Genomic DNA, 15,867 nt, shown 5'->3' on the forward strand with positions numbered 1-15,867 from the left:
GCATTGGGCATTGGGCATTGGGCATTGGGCATTGGGCATTGGGCATTGGGCATTGGGCATTGGGCATTGGGCATTGGGCATTGGGCATTGGGCATGGGGCATGGGGCATGGGGCATGCAGCAATAATCAATAGTTCTTCCCCTTCTCCCACCCAATGGGAAGCTAAAGCTACATCTGCTCAATCTTTTTCTTCAATTTTGAATTTTGAATTTTGAATTTTGAATTGATTTCTCCCCACTCCAGTTTAAGACGCTGGAAAAAATAACCGCAGGTAGCTGGACAATATCGCTTCGCCGCTAAACAGAGTAATCACTGATCCTAAAGCTAGAAAAGGGCCAAAAGGGATCTTTTGTCCTAAGCTTTGTCGCGATCGCCGTATCATAACACTGCTACCAATTAACGCTCCTAACGCACAAGCAATAAAACTAGCCAATAACAAATATTTCCAGCCTAACCAGGCTCCCATCATGGCTGCTAACTTGGCATCACCGGCACCCATTGCAGCTTTACCAAAGGCAATTGAACCCAATAGGGCGATCGCATCAAACAGCCATAAACCCAATACTGCACCAACTATCGCCATCATAAGCTGATTTACCAATGCTACAGAGCTAGCTTCTGGTAAAAAACCAACCACCATTTGAAACAAAATCCCTACCACTAAACCCGACTGAGTAAGTCGATTGGGTAGGGTCATTGTATCTAGGTCGATAAGCGATAGCGCCAATAACCAACTACAAAAAGCCCAATAGCCTATTGTTAAAGTCGAAACTTGAAATACCAAAAAAACCAGTAAAAAAATTATGCCCGTTACCCCTTCTACCACAGGATAACGGACAGAAATTTTGCTTTTGCAATATCGACACCGCCCTCTTAAGGAAATCCAGCCGAATACTGGTACATTGTCGTAAGCTTTTAGCTGGTTTAAGCATTTAGGACAACGGGAAGGCGGCCAAAGAATTGACAACCCAGCAGGTAGGCGATAAACAATAACGTTGATAAAACTCCCAATAGATGCACCTAAAGCAAAGACCATTACACTCGCCGGGACGGCGAACAAAATGTCCATACAGTTATTTGTCCTTTGTCATTTGTCCTGTGTCATTTGTCGTTTATCTTTTGTTCTTTGTCGAGAACTAATGACTAATGACCAATGACCAATGACCAATGACTAATACATATGAGATTCAATTTGACTCAAAGGTACAAAACATTCTTGAGGTAAGAGAACTGGTTGGTTAGTAAAAATAACCTTACCTCGATGATTGATGCGATTAATTGCTACACCAGAAGGTTGCCCAGCTATTTCAGGATGTACTTCACAGTGAGTGTAGTATATCTGTCCAGCAGCTCTGATTACGGCGGGATCAATCAAAGGCGACTGGTTTTTAGGGGCGGTAAAATTTGCTTGTCCTTGTCGTAATGCGTACACTATCGACTGTTATTTGATTGCTAGATTTCTCTCTAGTCTACCCGAAACTTATAGCAAAGGTTGCCAAATTGCCCAAGTTGCATTATTTAATTATTTTCCTTCAATGGCTCTAATCAGTGCATCGCCCATAGCGCGGCAACCTAAAAGATTTTTTCCTGGAGAAATTATATCCCCTGTGCGATCGCCTTGTTCTAAAACTTGTAATACGGCTTGTTCAATATGGTCTGCCGCTTTTGGCTGGTCTAAACCGTAGCGTAGCATCATCGCCGCACTCAAAACCTGTGCTAGAGGATTTGCTTTATCAAGTCGGGCAATATCTGGGGCGGAACCATGAACTGGTTCAAACACACCAGGCCCAGAAGCGCCCAGACTAGCTGAGGGTAACATCCCAATACTACCCGTGAGCATGGCAGCAGCATCAGAGAGAATATCGCCAAACAAATTGCCTGTAACTATGGTGTCGAACTGCTTGGGAGCGCGTACCAACTGCATAGCAGCATTATCTACATATAAATGAGAGAGTTCGATATCTGGATATTCTTGTGAAAGTTGAGTGATGCGATCGCGCCACAACTGAGATACTTCTAATACATTCGCCTTATCCACCGAACAAAGTTTTCCGCCCCGTTTTCTAGCCGCCTCAAATGCCACCCGCCCAATGCGTTCAATTTCTGACTCTGTGTAAACCATTGTATTTACACCGCGTTTCTCACCAGTTTCCGTAGCAAAAATCCCTTTAGGTTTACCGAAGTAAATCCCGCCAGTGAGTTCACGCACCACCATAATATCCACGCCTTCCACAACTTCGCGTTTCAAAGTTGATGCATCGATTAGCTGGGGCAAAATTTTCGCTGGGCGCAAATTGGCAAATAATCCCAACCCTGCACGTAGCCCCAACAAACCTGCTTCTGGGCGTAAATTAGATGGCAGGGAATCCCACTTATAGCCACCAATCGCAGCGAGTAACACAGCATCACTGTTTCGGCAAGTATCTAGAGTCGCAGATGGTAGGGGTTCACCTGTAGCATCAATTGCTGCACCACCGATGAGGGCTTCTTGGAATTCAAACTGAATATCAAATTGCTTCCCTACGACTTTTAGCACATCTACCGCCACTGCCATAATTTCAGGGCCAATGCCATCGCCGGGGAGTAGAGTAATGCGGTAGTTCTGGGTCATAGCTGGTTATTAGTGGGTAAATGCTTGCAGATTAAATATCATACCCAGCAAAATGTACCGATGGAGTTTTTAATTTATTTAGATGTGTGTTGTCTGAATCGCCCTTTTGATGATCAGACACAAGAACGGATTTTTTTAGAAGCCGAGGCTATAAGGCTCATTTTGGCTCGTTGTCAGAGTGGTGAATGGCAATTACTGGGAAGTGAAGTTATGGATGATGAGTTGGAACAGACACCAGACGGAGAAAGAAAACGACAAATGATGGCTTGGGCTGCTTTAGCAAGCACTAAAATTATGGCTAGAGAACAGGTTAAGTCCCGTGCTAGAGAAGTTGTTGCTCTCGGATTAAAAACCTTTGATGCATCTCATATTGCTTGTGCAGAAGTCGGAAATGCCGATATCTTTTTAACAACTGATGACAGAATGTTGCGCTTAGGAGCAAAATACAGCGCCATGCTACAAGTGAGAGTAGAAAACCCCTTGCGGTGGGTATCGGAGGTAATGAATGCTAGACGTGACTAAGTTGACTCAAGCTGAGATTAGGCGACTGGGAATAGAAGCCTTAACAAAGGCTCTTGGCCCTGCTGGAATGGCAAGATTTATGCAGCAATTTGAAATAGGTAGTGGAGATTACACACGAGACAGGGATAAAATCTTGGGAAATCCCACTATCGATGAAATCTTTGCTCGCATTGAGGAGCGACGAAAACAGCAGGAGAAGGGCGAAAAGTAGAAAAGTTTTATGTGGTAGTGATTATCTAGACTTAACAATCTAGATAATCACTACGTTATGTTAAGTAGTTGGACAAGAATATTTACAGTCATTGCGAAGGTTGTGTTCGCGGAGCTTGGCGCACTCTATTGTTTTAGGATTTCGGTTGTGCAGCTTGCCTAACAACTTGTTCGTCCAAGCCTAAGCCTTGAGCTATCTGCTCAATACTCAACCCAAACGCTAATAACTGAGGTATCACTTCTAACTTAGCTTCTTGTTTAGCTTCTTCAAAAACTTCTTGCTTACCTTCTTTTTTACCTTCTTCAAAAACATCTTGGAAAAATCTAGTCTGCCTCAAGTCATTTAATTCAAACATTTTTCCTATCTCCTCCTGGCTCAATCGCGGCAACTTGTAGATTAATATCGTCTCTATTAAACGCACTGTTAAGCCTTCGCGCACCCTATTGTTTTAGGATTTAGGTTGTGCAACTTGCCTAACAAGTTGTTCGTCCAAACCTAACATTTGAGCTATCTGCTGAATACTTAAACCCAACGCTAATAACTGGGGTATCATTTCTAACTTACTTTCTTGTCTGCCTTCTTGTTTACCTTCTTCAAAAACATCTTGGTAGAATCTAGTTTGCTTTAACTCATTTGATCCAAACATTTTCCCTATCTCCTCCTGGGTCAATCGCGGCAATTTGTAGATTAATGTCGTCTCTATCAATTGTATAATTTCTCTAATAGTTAGTAGCGACATCTGTTATTTGCTGTCGGGCACTGTTGACTATTTCTAGAGCTTTTGTTGTCGCAGTTGATTCGGGTTCGATAATCAGTTTAACTGTCTCTATGCCGATTGATGATGCCTCTATTGAGCTTAATTCTTCAAGATAGACGCGAGTCACTCGTTGTGAGTTGAGTAATTCTGTATATCTTTCGGTATCTCCAGTATCAACGCTGCGGTTGGGGAAAATGACAACACCACGCCAATTGTTGGTTAATTCGGTTTTGTCGAGATAGTTAAAGATTTCGGTAAACAAACGTGAGTAAAATTTTTGTCTGGTTGAAATTGGACTTCCGCAAAATAGATGGGTAGTTCTGCTGCATTTGGGAGGAATACACCATCGATTCTAAATGCCAGTTGTTTGACTTCAACTGAAGAAAATTGGTAATCACTAGCTAGTTGCGGCGGTTGGTTAATCAGTTCAAAGAAAGTGCTGGGAATACTTTGAAAGATCCGATAAAAGATACTGTCTGTTTTCAATGCAGGTTGTTTTACAGTTGATGAACATATTTTACACTTCGGTGTTCATCTGCGTAGCCCGTCGTAGACATCGCTCACTCAAATTTGGCATGATACAAAAAATATTTTAAAAATATCAGGTGTTTAAAGCTGACATTAATATTGGCAATTCCCCCCTAGAATTTTAGAAATAGGGTGTTTTATAGTAAAAAAATGATTGGGCATGAGGTATTGGGCATGGGGTCAACTTTTTCCCTAGTCCCTAATCGCTAATCCTTAGCCCTAGTCTCAGACAACAAAGGGGAAATTCCGCCTAAAGGACTCGAAGCCTGCGTAAATCAGTATGGCCCGTGATGAGATGCGATCGCGTGTCTTGATCATTCATGGGCGTTGACAGACTCAATTCCCAATTGGCTAGAGTACGGCAGAGTTATGACCCCCAGCATTACAGATTCGGCGGTGAAGGCTGCGATCGCAGCTATTGCATCGGAGTCAGCTACAGCAGAGGAAAAAATCCAGATGCTGATCGAGATAGCACAGGGTTTTCAAAAAAAGCCCAAAACTGCCCAAGATTTGCGGAATGCAGTTGGCTTATATTACCGGGCTTATGAGATGTGTGGTGAGGAGTATCCCCTACTGAAAGCCAGGGCGCAAGTGGGCATGGCAGGGACGTTACAGGCAATACCGGATGCTGAGTACCAACTGCTGCTGCAAGCAAAAGCAGGTTATGAAGAGTCGTTACCAATTCTACAACAATTAGCTTCACCAGAGGAAGTAGCAGAGACGCAGATGAATTTTGGGCTGGTGTTGCAGTCGCTTGTACCATTTAATTTGGCACGGATAACCGACAGCATCCAAGCTTATCATGAGGCGTTGCGGGTGTTTACTTGGGAAAATTACCCCCAAGAATACGCGATTTTATATAACAATATTGCGATCGCTTACCTTTCTATGCCCCTAGCATCAGAACGGGAATACTTGCGTCAAGGGTTAGCAGTGCAATCATTTGAGGTGGCGCTTAAGCATATTAATTTGATTGATCATCCCAGAGAATATGCGATGTTGCAAAACAACTTGGGTAACGCTTTGCAATATTTAGTGAGTTCCCATCCTGTGGAGAATAATTTGCGTGCGATCGCAGCTTACGATGAAGCGCTAAAAGTGCGTAATCTCAAAGATACACCTCTAGAGTACGCTAATACAATTTCTAACAAAGCCAACGCCCTATTTAACTTACCAGACGACCAGGAAAAACCAGAAGCTGGTAATCCTAAAAATCTTTTACAAGCGCGTATCTACTATCAACAAGCTTTAGAAATATTTACGAAATACCAACAAATTGGACAAGCAGAGGTAGTAGCCCAAGCGCTACAAGATGTAGAAGCAGAAATAGGGAATAGGGAATAGGGAATAGGGCATTGGGCATTGGTTATTTCTCCCTCATCTCCCTCATCTCCCTCATCCCCCCACTCCCCACTCCCCACTCCCTTAATTAGGACAAAACAGCATGAGAGATATTTTAACAACCCCAAACGTGATAAATTTTCTCACAAGTTTAGCAGATGGTGACTTAAACTTAGCAACAGAATTCGTGTGGATAATCATTGCAACAGCCTTATCTATGGTCGGCGGTGCAATTGGTGGAATGCTGTTAGCTGGAAAAGATATAGGCTATCAGTTTTCAGCAATGCTTGGCGCATTATTTGCGCCTGCGGGTGTAATTCCCGCTATCCTCTTAGGGCTTGCTGTCTTAAATTGGTTGACAAATTATTAGGAGAAAATATGTTAGAGATAGGATGGTTTTCTGCCAAGTTATTTTTTAAAGGCAAGCTACTACGCGACCCGATGTATTTTGTCAAGCAAACCACTATTGGTATTGCTGTAGGTTTCTTACTACTAGTGTTACTCGCACAAGCCCCAATTCCCTTCTACTTAACAATAACACTATCTAGCTTAGTCACCGGCATGATTATGCCATTTCTCCTCAAAGATTTCAAAATGAAGTGAATTGTCCTTTGTCCAAAGCTAACGACTAATGCCTGATGCCCCATGCCCAATTTTGGATTTGCAATTTTAGATTGTTCAATCCAAAATCCCAAATCTAAAATCTAAAATCTAAAATTCTTCTCCCCCATGTCCAACCTTGAAGAATTAGTTCAGGAAATTAACCGCTTTGAGGCGATTATATCCGAGTGGGATGAAAGCCAACGGTGTGTAGCGGTGGGTTTAAAAAGAGCAATTGAAGCTTTGCACAAAGCAGCATTGACTAATTTGATTAAAAGCCTAAAACAAGAATCAATGTCAGCTTTGCGTGATGCTGTTGCTGATGAAGTAGTATACGCAGTACTGCTTTATCACGAATTAGTTAAACCACCAAAAGCACCATTAGCACAACGCATTCAGATAGCCATTGAAGAAGTTCGCCCAGGTTTAAATAGTCATAACGGGGATGTAGAACTAGTAGCAATTAAGCCACCAGATACAGTAGAAGTCAGATTAATCGGAACTTGCAACAGTTGTCCGGCTTCTACTTTGACTTTATCTCAGGGAGTAGAACAGGCAATTAAAAACCATTGTCCCGAAATTACCAAAGTAGTTGCAGTCAATAACAACCCTACTGTTAAGAACACGAATTCTGGTTTAATCAGTCCATTTTCTTCAAAAATAACTTCTACTTGGATCAAAGTGGCGACTATTGATCAAGTTCCTGAATTTAGTGTATTGGCAGTACAACTTGCTGGTAATTCACTGATTTTACATCGTCAAGGTGCTACAGTAAAATGTTACCGTAATGCTTGTACTCATCTAGGATCTCCCTTAGAAGAGGGTAAGGTTGAAAATACGATTATTACCTGTCCTTTCCACGGATTCCAGTACAGTTTAGAGACAGGTAAATGCTTAACTGCACCTGATGTTTCACTTCAGTCGTATCTAGTAAAGATTAAAGACGATAAGATTTTTGTGAAACTGCAAAAATGATCATGCGAAAATAACATCTGAGCAAATATACTCGGCGATTAGGAAATCAGGGCTACTTTGCTTTTTGATTTCAGTAGTTCGCCCATTGGTTTTAGTGTTTTGTCCAAGCAAAAAGACAGATTGCTTTATCAATATACCTGAATTGCGTCTTATTTATGTAATTCAGTTGTTCATTTTAGTGTTTTGAGAAAGCAAAATGACTGATTGCTTTCTCAAAAAGACATATTGCTTCCTTAAAATGTCTGATTGCTTTCTCATTTTGGTGTTTTCCGCAAGTAAAAAAACATATTGCTTTCTCATTTCAGTATATCGCACACTCATTTTGGTGTTTTCCGCAAGCAAAATGGCATTTTACTTACTAAAAAAGCCTTTTGGCTTTCTCATTTCAGTACATCGCGCACTTATTAGAAATATCGCTGTGTCGCAAAAGCTACTGTGGGTTTGCAGGAATTTTTTAAGATTGATAAATACAGAACTTTTTAAAGGTTTTAACTTAATTTTGAAAAAAATATAATGTAAATTTGTTACTGTTGTTACATAGTGAAAAAGATTAATGTTTTTAAATAACTATCAACGTCTATCTGTGCTTCATGGATATCCCAATCATAATTAATCCCATACCACAATTACTGCCAGAAGCAACAGACATTTCTCAAGATTTACCTCTATCATCTCAAGGTGCAGAGGTAATTTTAGGTAACATTATTGAACCACAACAATTAGTGATACCTGTAGCACCTAGTCCCACAACAATCTTCGGGCCTCGTGCTGCTTGTTTGTTATCAGAAACAGGCCCTTTATGGGTATCAGATACAGGACATCATCGATTATTGGGATGGCAGAATTTACCCACAAGAGATAGTCAACCTGCTGATTGGGTAATTGGACAACCTGACTTTTATCATGAGGGACAAAATGCTAAAAGTACACCGGGAAAGGCAAGCCTAAATGTACCAACAGGGATTTGTGCTTACGGCGAAGGGTTAGCTGTAGCAGATGCTTGGAATCATCGAGTTTTAATTTGGAAAAACTTACCAGAAGATAATAATGTTCCAGCAGATTTGGTGTTAGGACAAGCGAATTTTACCGATAATGAATCAAATCGGGGAAGTCAACAAGCATCCGCCAGTACAATGCACTGGCCTTATGGTGTTTTCTATCATCAAGGACGGCTATTTATTGCTGACACTGGTAATCGAAGGGTATTAATTTGGCATCAATTACCAACAGAAAATGGTCAACCTGCCGATTTAGTTTTGGGACAACCAGATATGATATCTCGCAATGAAAACGGCGGTGCTTCTGCAACCGCAGCGAGTATGCGTTGGTGTCACGATATCACCTTTTGGGGAGAGAATTTGGTTGTCAGTGATGCAGGTAATCACCGAATAATGATTTGGCAGGGAATACCAACAGAAAATAATACCCCTTGTACAGTAGTTTTAGGACAAAAAAACTTTGATTTTGTGGAAATGAATCAAGGAATTTATTATCCTAGTGCTAGTAGTTTAAGTATGCCTTATGGTGTGGGGGTGGCTGGGGATTGGTTATTAGTTGCAGATACAGCCAATTCCCGTTTGTTAGGATGGAGAAAGCCAGAATCAATTTTATCATTGCAAGGTGCGGCGGCGAATGGATTGGCAGGACAAATAAACTTTCAAAGTAAAGGTGAAAATCGTAATTTCGGATTACCGAAACGAGATAGCTTAAATTGGTGTTACGGGATAAAAATTTGTGGCAAAACGGCGGTAATAGCTGATTCTGGAAATAACCGAATATTGCTGTGGCAGTTTAACTAATTCGTAATTCGTAATTCGTAATTCGTAATTTTGGAAAGTCACATTTTTATGCCGACTGAAGAAATAAGAGTTCGTGGTACTGTTCAAGGAGTAGGATTTCGCCCTACTGTATATCGTCTTGCTAAAGCCTGCGGTTTGCGTGGAGATGTTTGTAATGATGGCCAAGGTGTTTTAATTAGGGTATCTGGTAGTGAGGAGGCATTAACAGAATTTGTTGCCAGATTGCAAAGAGAATGTCCACCGTTGGCAAGAATTAATCAACTAACAAGAATTATTTATGAAGGTGAATTTAAATTTGATAATTTTGTGATTTCTAATAGTGTCAGTAATGCCATTAAAACAGAAATCACCCCTGATGCAGCCATTTGTCCGCAATGTCAACAAGAAATATTTGACCCCTTTAGCCGCTTTTATCGCTACCCCTTTAATAACTGTACTCATTGCGGTCCCCGCCTGAGTATTATTCGTGCCATTCCTTACGACAGATGCAATACCAGTATGTCTGCGTTTGGTTTATGTTCCGAATGTGCAAAGGAATACCACGATGTCGAAAACCGCCGTTTTCACGCTCAACCTGTAGCTTGTCATGCTTGCGGCCCGACAGCTTGGTTAGAACGTGCCGATGGTAAACCGGTTACTGCTTCTATGTTCTCCATGTTAGATGATGTTGATGCCGTTTGTACCCTGTTGCAAAAGGGTGAGATTGTGGCAATTAAAGGGTTAAGTGGTATTCATCTAGCTTGCGATGCAACTCAGGAAACTGCTGTTCAAAAACTGCGACTGCGTAAAAGGCGCTATCATAAACCCTTTGCTTTAATGGCGCGGGATATTGAAGTAATTGAAGAATATTGTACTGTCAACGCTAAAGAAAAAGAATTATTGACAAGTGCGGCTGCACCAATTGTTTTGCTACAGGTATCAGGTAAAAAACAACTATCATCGCCAGTTGCACCAGGGCAAAATACCCTCGGTTTCATGCTATCTTATACGCCCTTACATCATTTAATTATGCGGCGGATGAATCGCCCAATTGTTTTAACAAGTGGCAATCTAGCTGATGAACCACAATGTATTGATAATGATGAGGCCAGAGAAAAATTAGGAACAATCGCTGATTATTTTCTTTTTCACAATCGAGAGATTATTAATCGGGTAGATGATTCAGTTGTCCGGGTTATCGGCGATAAAGTTCAAACAATTCGTCGTGCTAGAGGATATGCACCAGCAGCGATTAGTTTACCACCGGGATTTCATAATGTACCACAAATTTTAGCAATGGGCAGTGAGTTAAAAAATACCTTTTGCTTATTGGGTGAAGAAGAAGCAATTCTCTCTCAACATCTGGGCGATTTAGAAAATGCTGCGACTTTTAAAGCTTACCAAGAGACTTTGAATTTATACTTAAATTTATTTGAACATAAACCAGAAGTAATTGCCATTGATAAACATCCTGAATATCTCTCCAGCAAACTTGGTAAAGAACTTGCGGATACAAATCAAATTAAAATTTATCAAATCCAACATCATCACGCGCATCTCGCCGCTTGCATGGCAGAAAATGGTATTCCTCTAAATTCACCTCCAGTATTAGGCATTGCTTTAGACGGTTTAGGTTATGGTGATGATGGTACACTCTGGGGCGGAGAATTTATTTTAGCAGATTACCGGAAATTTAAACGACTAGCAACATTTAAATCAGTAGCAATGGTTGGTGGTGAACAAGCAATTTATCAACCTTGGCGTAATACATACGCCCAATTAATAGCTGCTAAACTTTGGGATGATTGCCAACAACAATATGCTGATTTAGAAATAGTAAAATTTCTGAATAAAAAGCCACTAAAACTACTCAATCAACTTATAGAGAAAGGGATTAACTCTCCTCCAGCTTCCTCAGTGGGGCGGTTGTTCGATGCAGTGGCGGCGGCTATCGGTATTTGCCCTGAAGAATGTAGCTATGAAGGAGAAGCTGCGATCGCAATGGAAGCTATAGTAGATGTTAGGAGCTTAAATAATGATAAAGAAACGCTAATATATCCTTTTAGTTTTAGCATTTCAGATAGTATTTATTGTATAGACCCGCGTCCAATGTGGCAAGCCTTGCTCAATGACTTACAGCAGCAGATTCCACAACCAGTTATGGCTGCAAAATTTCACAAAGGTTTAGCGAATGCGATTGTGGAAATGGTTAAGCATCTTTGTCAAGAAAATCTGATTTATCAGGTAGCCCTAACAGGAGGAGTATTTCAAAATTGTATATTGTTAGAGCAAGTTACCAAAGGATTACAAACATTGGGAATAAAAGTACTCACTCACAGCTTAGTTCCAGCAAATGACGGCGGGTTATCTTTAGGACAAGCAGTTATTGCAGCCGCACAATTAATACATGAGTGTTGATAATTGAAAAACTTTGCCTCATAAATAAATCTCTCTGCGTTCTCTGCGCCTCTGCGGTTCGTTTATCTTAAAAAAATAATGTGCTTAGGAATTCCCGGACAAATTATAGAAATTACCAACGTTAAGCATAAATTAGCCCTAGTTAACATTGGTGGAGTTAAGCGCGAAGTAAATATTGCTTGTATCGTAGATGAACAACATCCACCCGAAACTTGTATTGGTGATTGGGTGCTAGTGCATGTTGGCTTTGCCATGAATCGAATTAACGAACAAGAAGCGGCGGAAACATTACAACTCTTCCAAGAATTAGCAGCAGCACAAGCAGGGATTAGTACTTGAATAATAGACTTTTTTTGTCTCACGTAGAGGCACAGAGAACGAGTCTAAAACTCATGTCTTTCTTTCTTTCTTTCTTTCTTTCTTTCTTTCTTTCTTTCTTTCTTTCTTTCTTCGCGCCCTTAGCGTCCTTCGCGGTTCGTTAAAAAAAACTCCTTACCACAAAAGCGAAATTAACTGATACACATCCTATGAAATATGTTGATGAATTCCGGGAACCAGAAAAAGCTGAAGTTATACGCTGTGAAATCGCCAAATTATGCAGCCAGCTAGAAAAACCCATCAAAATTATGGAAGTATGCGGCGGACATACCCACTCTATATTTAAATATGGTATTGAAGAAATATTACCCGAAGCCATTGAACTAATTCATGGGCCTGGTTGTCCAGTATGCGTTATGCCAAAAGGGAGATTAGATGATGCGATCGCAATCTCCCAAAATCATAACGTCATTTTTGCCACCTTTGGCGACGCAATGCGAGTTCCCGGTTCCAAAACCACTTTACTGCAAGCCAGGGCACAAGGCGCAGACATCCGTATGGTGTACTCTCCCCTAGATAGCCTGCAAATTGCCAGAGATAACCCCGACAAAGAAGTAGTCTTCTTCGCTTTAGGCTTTGAAACTACAGCCCCCAGCACCGCCTTCACCATCCTGCAAGCCGCAGCCGAAGAAATTGATAACTTTAGTATGTTTTGCAATCACGTCCTCGTGATTCCCGCCCTCAAAGCATTATTAGATAATCCCGATTTACAACTGGATGGATTTGTTGGGCCTGGCCATGTCAGCATGGTAATTGGCACTGACCCTTATGAATTTATTTCCCAACAATATAATAAACCAATTGTTGTCTCAGGATTTGAACCTTTAGATATTCTCCAATCAATTTGGATGCTATTGCAACAGCTAGTAGAAAATCGTTGTGAAGTTGAAAACCAATATAACCGAATTGTCCAGAAAAGCGGTAACACAGTAGCGCTGCAAGCCATAAATAAAGTTTTCGCAGTGCGAGATAGTTTTGATTGGCGTGGCTTAGGTGACATCCCCTATTCAGGATTACAAATTCAACCTGAATATGCTCAATTTGATGCCGAACTTAAATTTACCATTCCTAATCTCAAAGTAGCCGACCATAAACTTTGTAAATGTGGAGAAATCCTCAAAGGAATCTTAAAGCCTTGGGAGTGCAAAGTATTCGGTACAGCTTGCACACCAGAAACACCCATTGGTACTTGCATGGTATCTTCCGAAGGTGCTTGTGCAGCCTATTACAAATATGGGCGACTCTCTACAATTGGCAAAAGAACAATCGCCCAAAAACCAAAAATCACCCTAACTCAAGAACCTCTCCCCGCCTGCGGCTTCATCTCAGACTAATAATACTCCGCGTTCCTCTGCATTTAAAAAAATTCTCAATTTTAATATGAATATTTACCCCATAAACTCAATACAAAATCCCCTATTTCAAAAAATCGAACAAGTCCGCCGCCGCCAAGGTAAAGTGCGAGACACTCATATAACTCTCGCACATGGTAGCGGTGGTAAAGCCATGCGTGATTTAATAGATGATATCTTTGTCAGCAATTTTGATAACCCAATTCTCTCACAATTAGAAGACCAAGCCAGCTTCAACTTAGCCCCTCTGCTACAACAAGGAGACAGACTCGCATTTACTACAGATTCTTATGTTGTAGACCCGTTATTTTTTTGCGGTAGTGATATAGGAGAAATGGCTATCAACGGTACAGTTAATGATTTAGCTGTTAGCGGTGCTAAACCTTTATATTTAACTTGTAGCGTAATTTTAGAAGAAGGACTACCTGTAGAAACCTTGCGGCGTGTTGCAGCCAGTATGAAAGCAGCCGCAAAAAAAGCTGGTGTTCAAATTGTCACTGGTGACACAAAAGTTGTACATCGCGGTGCTGCCGATAAACTCTTTATTAATACTGCTGGTATTGGTATTATCCCGCGAGGAGTTAGCATTTCCGCCCATAATATTCAACCTGGAGATGCAGTAATAATTAATGGTGAAATAGGTAATCATGGGGCAGCAATTTTAATTGCCCGTGGGGAATTAGCCTTAGAAACTAATATTGAAAGTGACTGTCAGCCATTACATAGTTTAGTAGAAACTATTCTCCATGTATGTCCCCAAGTTCATGCTATGCGAGATGCTACACGCGGTGGTTTAGCCACAGTATTAAATGAATTTGCCCTCAGTTCTAATGTCGGAATTCGTCTCTACGAAGAATCTATTCCAGTGCGTGAAGAAGTCAACGGAGTTTGTGAAATTCTCGGTTTAGACCCATTGTATTTAGCTAATGAAGGTAAGTTAGTGGTGGTGGTTCCAAAAGATAATGCTGATAATATTGTATCCGCCATGAAATCTCACCCAGCAGGTAAAGATGCTTGTATTATTGGTGAAGTTATTCCTTCACCTCCAGGTATAGTTTTGTTAAAAACAGTTTTTGGTGCTGAAAGGATTGTTGATATGCTGGTAGGCGACCAATTACCACGAATTTGTTAATAGATTTTATCGTATGCACGAACTTGGAATTACTAAAAATATTGTGGCAATTGTAGCTGAACACGCCAGAGGCGCAAAAGTGCAGCGAGTTTTATTAGAAATAGGTAAACTTTCAGCCATTATGCCCGACGCTATCCGATTTTGTTTTGATATTTGCACTCAAGGTACAGTTTTAGAAGGGGCGATATTAGAAATTTTAGAAATCCCAGGTTTAGCAAAATGTCGCCAATGTGGTACAGAAATTGCTATAGATAAACCATTTGGTATCTGTAACTGCGGTAGCGTGCAATTAGATTTAATTACTGGTGAAGAATTGAAAATTAAAGAAATAGAAATAGAGGAATTATGTGTGTAACCTGCGGTTGTTCTGATGATGGCGAAACTAAAATTACCAATATGGAAACAGGCGAAGCTGAACAGAACCATCACCATACTCACACTTTACCAGATGGTACTGTCATCACTCATTCACACAGTCACGATACTCAGATAGAAGCATCTCAAATTCATAGCGAAATACACAGCACAACAATATCCTTAGAACAGGATATTTTGGCAAAGAATAACCTGATAGCTGCCCAAAATCGGGGATGGTTTAAAGGTCGAAATATTCTCGCCCTAAATTTAATGAGTTCTCCCGGTGCTGGGAAAACAACTCTTTTAACGCGAACCATTAGTGATTTAAAGCATCAATTATCTCTTAGTGTCATTGAAGGCGACCAAGAAACTGCTAACGATGCCAAAAAAATTAAAGAAACAGGTTGTAAAGTCATCCAAATCAACACCGGAACAGGCTGTCATTTAGATGCATCAATGATAGACAGGGGTTTACAACAACTGAATCCGCCACTAAACTCAGTTGTGATGATTGAAAATGTGGGAAACTTGGTTTGTCCAGCCTTATTTGATTTAGGAGAAAATGCAAAAGTTGTGATTCTCTCCGTCACCGAAGGAGAAGATAAGCCGATAAAATACCCGCATATATTCCGTGCTAGTGACATTATGATTCTCACTAAAATTGATTTACTACCTTATGTAGATTTTGATGTGCAAAAGTGCATAGAATATGCTAAACAAATAAATCCCCAAATTCAGATTTTTCAGGTTTCCGCAACAACTGGTGCTGGGTTAGAGAATTGGTATGCGTGGCTAACTGTATCGTCATAGCAAAAACTTTGCGCCCCTCTACGCTTTCCTTTGCGTTCTTCTGCGTTTAAAGTAAAACCTATTTCAAAGAAAAAAATTTAAGATTTAACTTCAATTT

Annotated in this window: 17 protein-coding genes and 1 pseudogene; 13 read left to right on the forward strand and 5 right to left on the reverse strand. The window is 40.7% G+C overall.

Annotated elements, in window-relative coordinates:
- Nucleotides 1–244: 244 nt before the first annotated feature.
- The 3 genes from V7L05_RS24540 to leuB all read right to left on the reverse strand — a co-directional run bounded on the left by V7L05_RS24540 (nucleotide 245) and on the right by leuB (nucleotide 2,611).
- On the reverse strand, nucleotides 245–1,069 hold the full coding sequence (locus V7L05_RS24540; protein WP_335167931.1) for a prepilin peptidase: 825 nt from the start codon (nucleotides 1,067–1,069) through the stop codon (nucleotides 245–247).
- A gap of 102 nt (nucleotides 1,070–1,171) precedes the next feature.
- Nucleotides 1,172–1,432 (reverse strand): hypothetical protein, encoded by a 261-nt coding sequence (locus V7L05_RS24545; protein WP_335167932.1) that lies wholly within the window; start codon nucleotides 1,430–1,432, stop codon nucleotides 1,172–1,174.
- 90 nt (nucleotides 1,433–1,522) lie between these two features.
- On the reverse strand, nucleotides 1,523–2,611 hold the full coding sequence (gene leuB / locus V7L05_RS24550) for a 3-isopropylmalate dehydrogenase (RefSeq protein ID WP_335167934.1): 1,089 nt from the start codon (nucleotides 2,609–2,611) through the stop codon (nucleotides 1,523–1,525).
- Between the two features lie 60 nt (nucleotides 2,612–2,671).
- Between leuB and V7L05_RS24555 the strand changes: the two genes are divergently transcribed.
- Nucleotides 2,672–3,133, forward strand: coding sequence for a PIN domain-containing protein (locus V7L05_RS24555; RefSeq protein WP_335167936.1), 462 nt, complete (start codon nucleotides 2,672–2,674; stop codon nucleotides 3,131–3,133).
- Nucleotides 3,117–3,344, forward strand: coding sequence for a hypothetical protein (locus tag V7L05_RS24560; protein WP_335167938.1), 228 nt, complete (start codon nucleotides 3,117–3,119; stop codon nucleotides 3,342–3,344). Before V7L05_RS24555 ends, V7L05_RS24560 begins: the two co-directional genes overlap by 17 nt.
- A 133-nt stretch (nucleotides 3,345–3,477) precedes the next feature.
- Here V7L05_RS24560 and V7L05_RS24565 read toward each other — a convergent pair whose 3' ends face one another.
- On the reverse strand, nucleotides 3,478–3,699 hold the full coding sequence (locus V7L05_RS24565) for a hypothetical protein (protein WP_335167940.1): 222 nt from the start codon (nucleotides 3,697–3,699) through the stop codon (nucleotides 3,478–3,480).
- Nucleotides 3,700–3,792: 93 nt separating this feature from the next.
- Nucleotides 3,793–4,587 (reverse strand): annotated as a pseudogene (locus V7L05_RS24570) (Rpn family recombination-promoting nuclease/putative transposase).
- Between the two features lie 411 nt (nucleotides 4,588–4,998).
- Here V7L05_RS24570 and V7L05_RS24575 point away from each other — a divergent pair.
- From V7L05_RS24575 to hypB, 11 genes are all read left to right on the forward strand, one after another.
- Complete coding sequence (locus V7L05_RS24575; RefSeq protein ID WP_335167941.1) at nucleotides 4,999–5,973, forward strand: hypothetical protein; 975 nt, start codon at nucleotides 4,999–5,001, stop codon at nucleotides 5,971–5,973.
- A 100-nt stretch (nucleotides 5,974–6,073) separates the two neighbouring features.
- A complete protein-coding gene (locus V7L05_RS24580) occupies nucleotides 6,074–6,340 on the forward strand; it encodes a hypothetical protein (RefSeq protein ID WP_335167944.1) in 267 nt (88 codons plus the stop codon).
- Nucleotides 6,341–6,348: 8 nt separating this feature from the next.
- Nucleotides 6,349–6,573 carry a hypothetical protein gene (locus tag V7L05_RS24585; RefSeq protein ID WP_335167946.1) on the forward strand — a complete coding sequence of 75 codons (225 nt, stop codon included), beginning with the start codon at nucleotides 6,349–6,351 and terminating at the stop codon, nucleotides 6,571–6,573.
- 126 nt (nucleotides 6,574–6,699) lie between these two features.
- Nucleotides 6,700–7,545: a NifU family protein gene (locus V7L05_RS24590; protein ID WP_335167948.1), complete on the forward strand. Its 846-nt coding sequence runs from the start codon at nucleotides 6,700–6,702 to the stop codon at nucleotides 7,543–7,545.
- A gap of 590 nt (nucleotides 7,546–8,135) precedes the next feature.
- Nucleotides 8,136–9,344 carry a hypothetical protein gene (locus tag V7L05_RS24595; protein ID WP_335167950.1) on the forward strand — a complete coding sequence of 403 codons (1,209 nt, stop codon included), beginning with the start codon at nucleotides 8,136–8,138 and terminating at the stop codon, nucleotides 9,342–9,344.
- 48 nt (nucleotides 9,345–9,392) lie between these two features.
- Nucleotides 9,393–11,741: a carbamoyltransferase HypF gene (hypF, locus tag V7L05_RS24600; RefSeq protein WP_335167951.1), complete on the forward strand. Its 2,349-nt coding sequence runs from the start codon at nucleotides 9,393–9,395 to the stop codon at nucleotides 11,739–11,741.
- A 78-nt stretch (nucleotides 11,742–11,819) separates the two neighbouring features.
- Nucleotides 11,820–12,080: a HypC/HybG/HupF family hydrogenase formation chaperone gene (locus V7L05_RS24605; protein WP_335167954.1), complete on the forward strand. Its 261-nt coding sequence runs from the start codon at nucleotides 11,820–11,822 to the stop codon at nucleotides 12,078–12,080.
- 188 nt (nucleotides 12,081–12,268) lie between these two features.
- Nucleotides 12,269–13,453, forward strand: a complete 1,185-nt coding sequence (gene hypD / locus V7L05_RS24610; RefSeq protein ID WP_335167956.1) for a hydrogenase formation protein HypD — start codon at nucleotides 12,269–12,271, stop codon at nucleotides 13,451–13,453.
- Between the two features lie 46 nt (nucleotides 13,454–13,499).
- A complete protein-coding gene (hypE, locus tag V7L05_RS24615; RefSeq protein ID WP_335167958.1) occupies nucleotides 13,500–14,603 on the forward strand; it encodes a hydrogenase expression/formation protein HypE in 1,104 nt (367 codons plus the stop codon).
- 13 nt (nucleotides 14,604–14,616) lie between these two features.
- On the forward strand, nucleotides 14,617–14,958 hold the full coding sequence (gene hypA, locus V7L05_RS24620) for a hydrogenase maturation nickel metallochaperone HypA (RefSeq protein ID WP_335167959.1): 342 nt from the start codon (nucleotides 14,617–14,619) through the stop codon (nucleotides 14,956–14,958).
- Nucleotides 14,949–15,770: a hydrogenase nickel incorporation protein HypB gene (gene hypB / locus V7L05_RS24625; protein WP_335167961.1), complete on the forward strand. Its 822-nt coding sequence runs from the start codon at nucleotides 14,949–14,951 to the stop codon at nucleotides 15,768–15,770. Before hypA ends, hypB begins: the two co-directional genes overlap by 10 nt.
- Nucleotides 15,771–15,867: the final 97 nt, after the last annotated feature.

Source organism: Nostoc sp. (assembly GCF_036917755.1).
Classification (GTDB): domain Bacteria; phylum Cyanobacteriota; class Cyanobacteriia; order Cyanobacteriales; family Nostocaceae; genus Nostoc.

Bases quoted from the DNA above. Each gene is read 5' to 3' on its own strand.
- V7L05_RS24585 (WP_335167946.1), top strand. From the start codon at position 6,349: ATGTTAGAGATAGGATGGTTTTCTGCCAAGTTATTTTTTAAAGGCAAG.
- V7L05_RS24595 (WP_335167950.1), top strand. From the start codon at position 8,136: ATGGATATCCCAATCATAATTAATCCCATACCACAATTACTGCCAGAA.
- leuB (WP_335167934.1), bottom strand. From the start codon at position 2,611: ATGACCCAGAACTACCGCATTACTCTACTCCCCGGCGATGGCATTGGC.
- V7L05_RS24590 (WP_335167948.1), top strand. From the start codon at position 6,700: ATGTCCAACCTTGAAGAATTAGTTCAGGAAATTAACCGCTTTGAGGCG.
- V7L05_RS24565 (WP_335167940.1), bottom strand. From the start codon at position 3,699: ATGTTTGAATTAAATGACTTGAGGCAGACTAGATTTTTCCAAGATGTT.
- V7L05_RS24605 (WP_335167954.1), top strand. From the start codon at position 11,820: ATGTGCTTAGGAATTCCCGGACAAATTATAGAAATTACCAACGTTAAG.
- V7L05_RS24555 (WP_335167936.1), top strand. From the start codon at position 2,672: ATGGAGTTTTTAATTTATTTAGATGTGTGTTGTCTGAATCGCCCTTTT.
- hypA (WP_335167959.1), top strand. From the start codon at position 14,617: ATGCACGAACTTGGAATTACTAAAAATATTGTGGCAATTGTAGCTGAA.
- hypB (WP_335167961.1), top strand. From the start codon at position 14,949: ATGTGTGTAACCTGCGGTTGTTCTGATGATGGCGAAACTAAAATTACC.
- V7L05_RS24560 (WP_335167938.1), top strand. From the start codon at position 3,117: ATGCTAGACGTGACTAAGTTGACTCAAGCTGAGATTAGGCGACTGGGA.
- V7L05_RS24580 (WP_335167944.1), top strand. From the start codon at position 6,074: ATGAGAGATATTTTAACAACCCCAAACGTGATAAATTTTCTCACAAGT.
- hypF (WP_335167951.1), top strand. From the start codon at position 9,393: ATGCCGACTGAAGAAATAAGAGTTCGTGGTACTGTTCAAGGAGTAGGA.
- hypD (WP_335167956.1), top strand. From the start codon at position 12,269: ATGAAATATGTTGATGAATTCCGGGAACCAGAAAAAGCTGAAGTTATA.
- V7L05_RS24575 (WP_335167941.1), top strand. From the start codon at position 4,999: ATGACCCCCAGCATTACAGATTCGGCGGTGAAGGCTGCGATCGCAGCT.
- hypE (WP_335167958.1), top strand. From the start codon at position 13,500: ATGAATATTTACCCCATAAACTCAATACAAAATCCCCTATTTCAAAAA.
- V7L05_RS24540 (WP_335167931.1), bottom strand. From the start codon at position 1,069: ATGGACATTTTGTTCGCCGTCCCGGCGAGTGTAATGGTCTTTGCTTTA.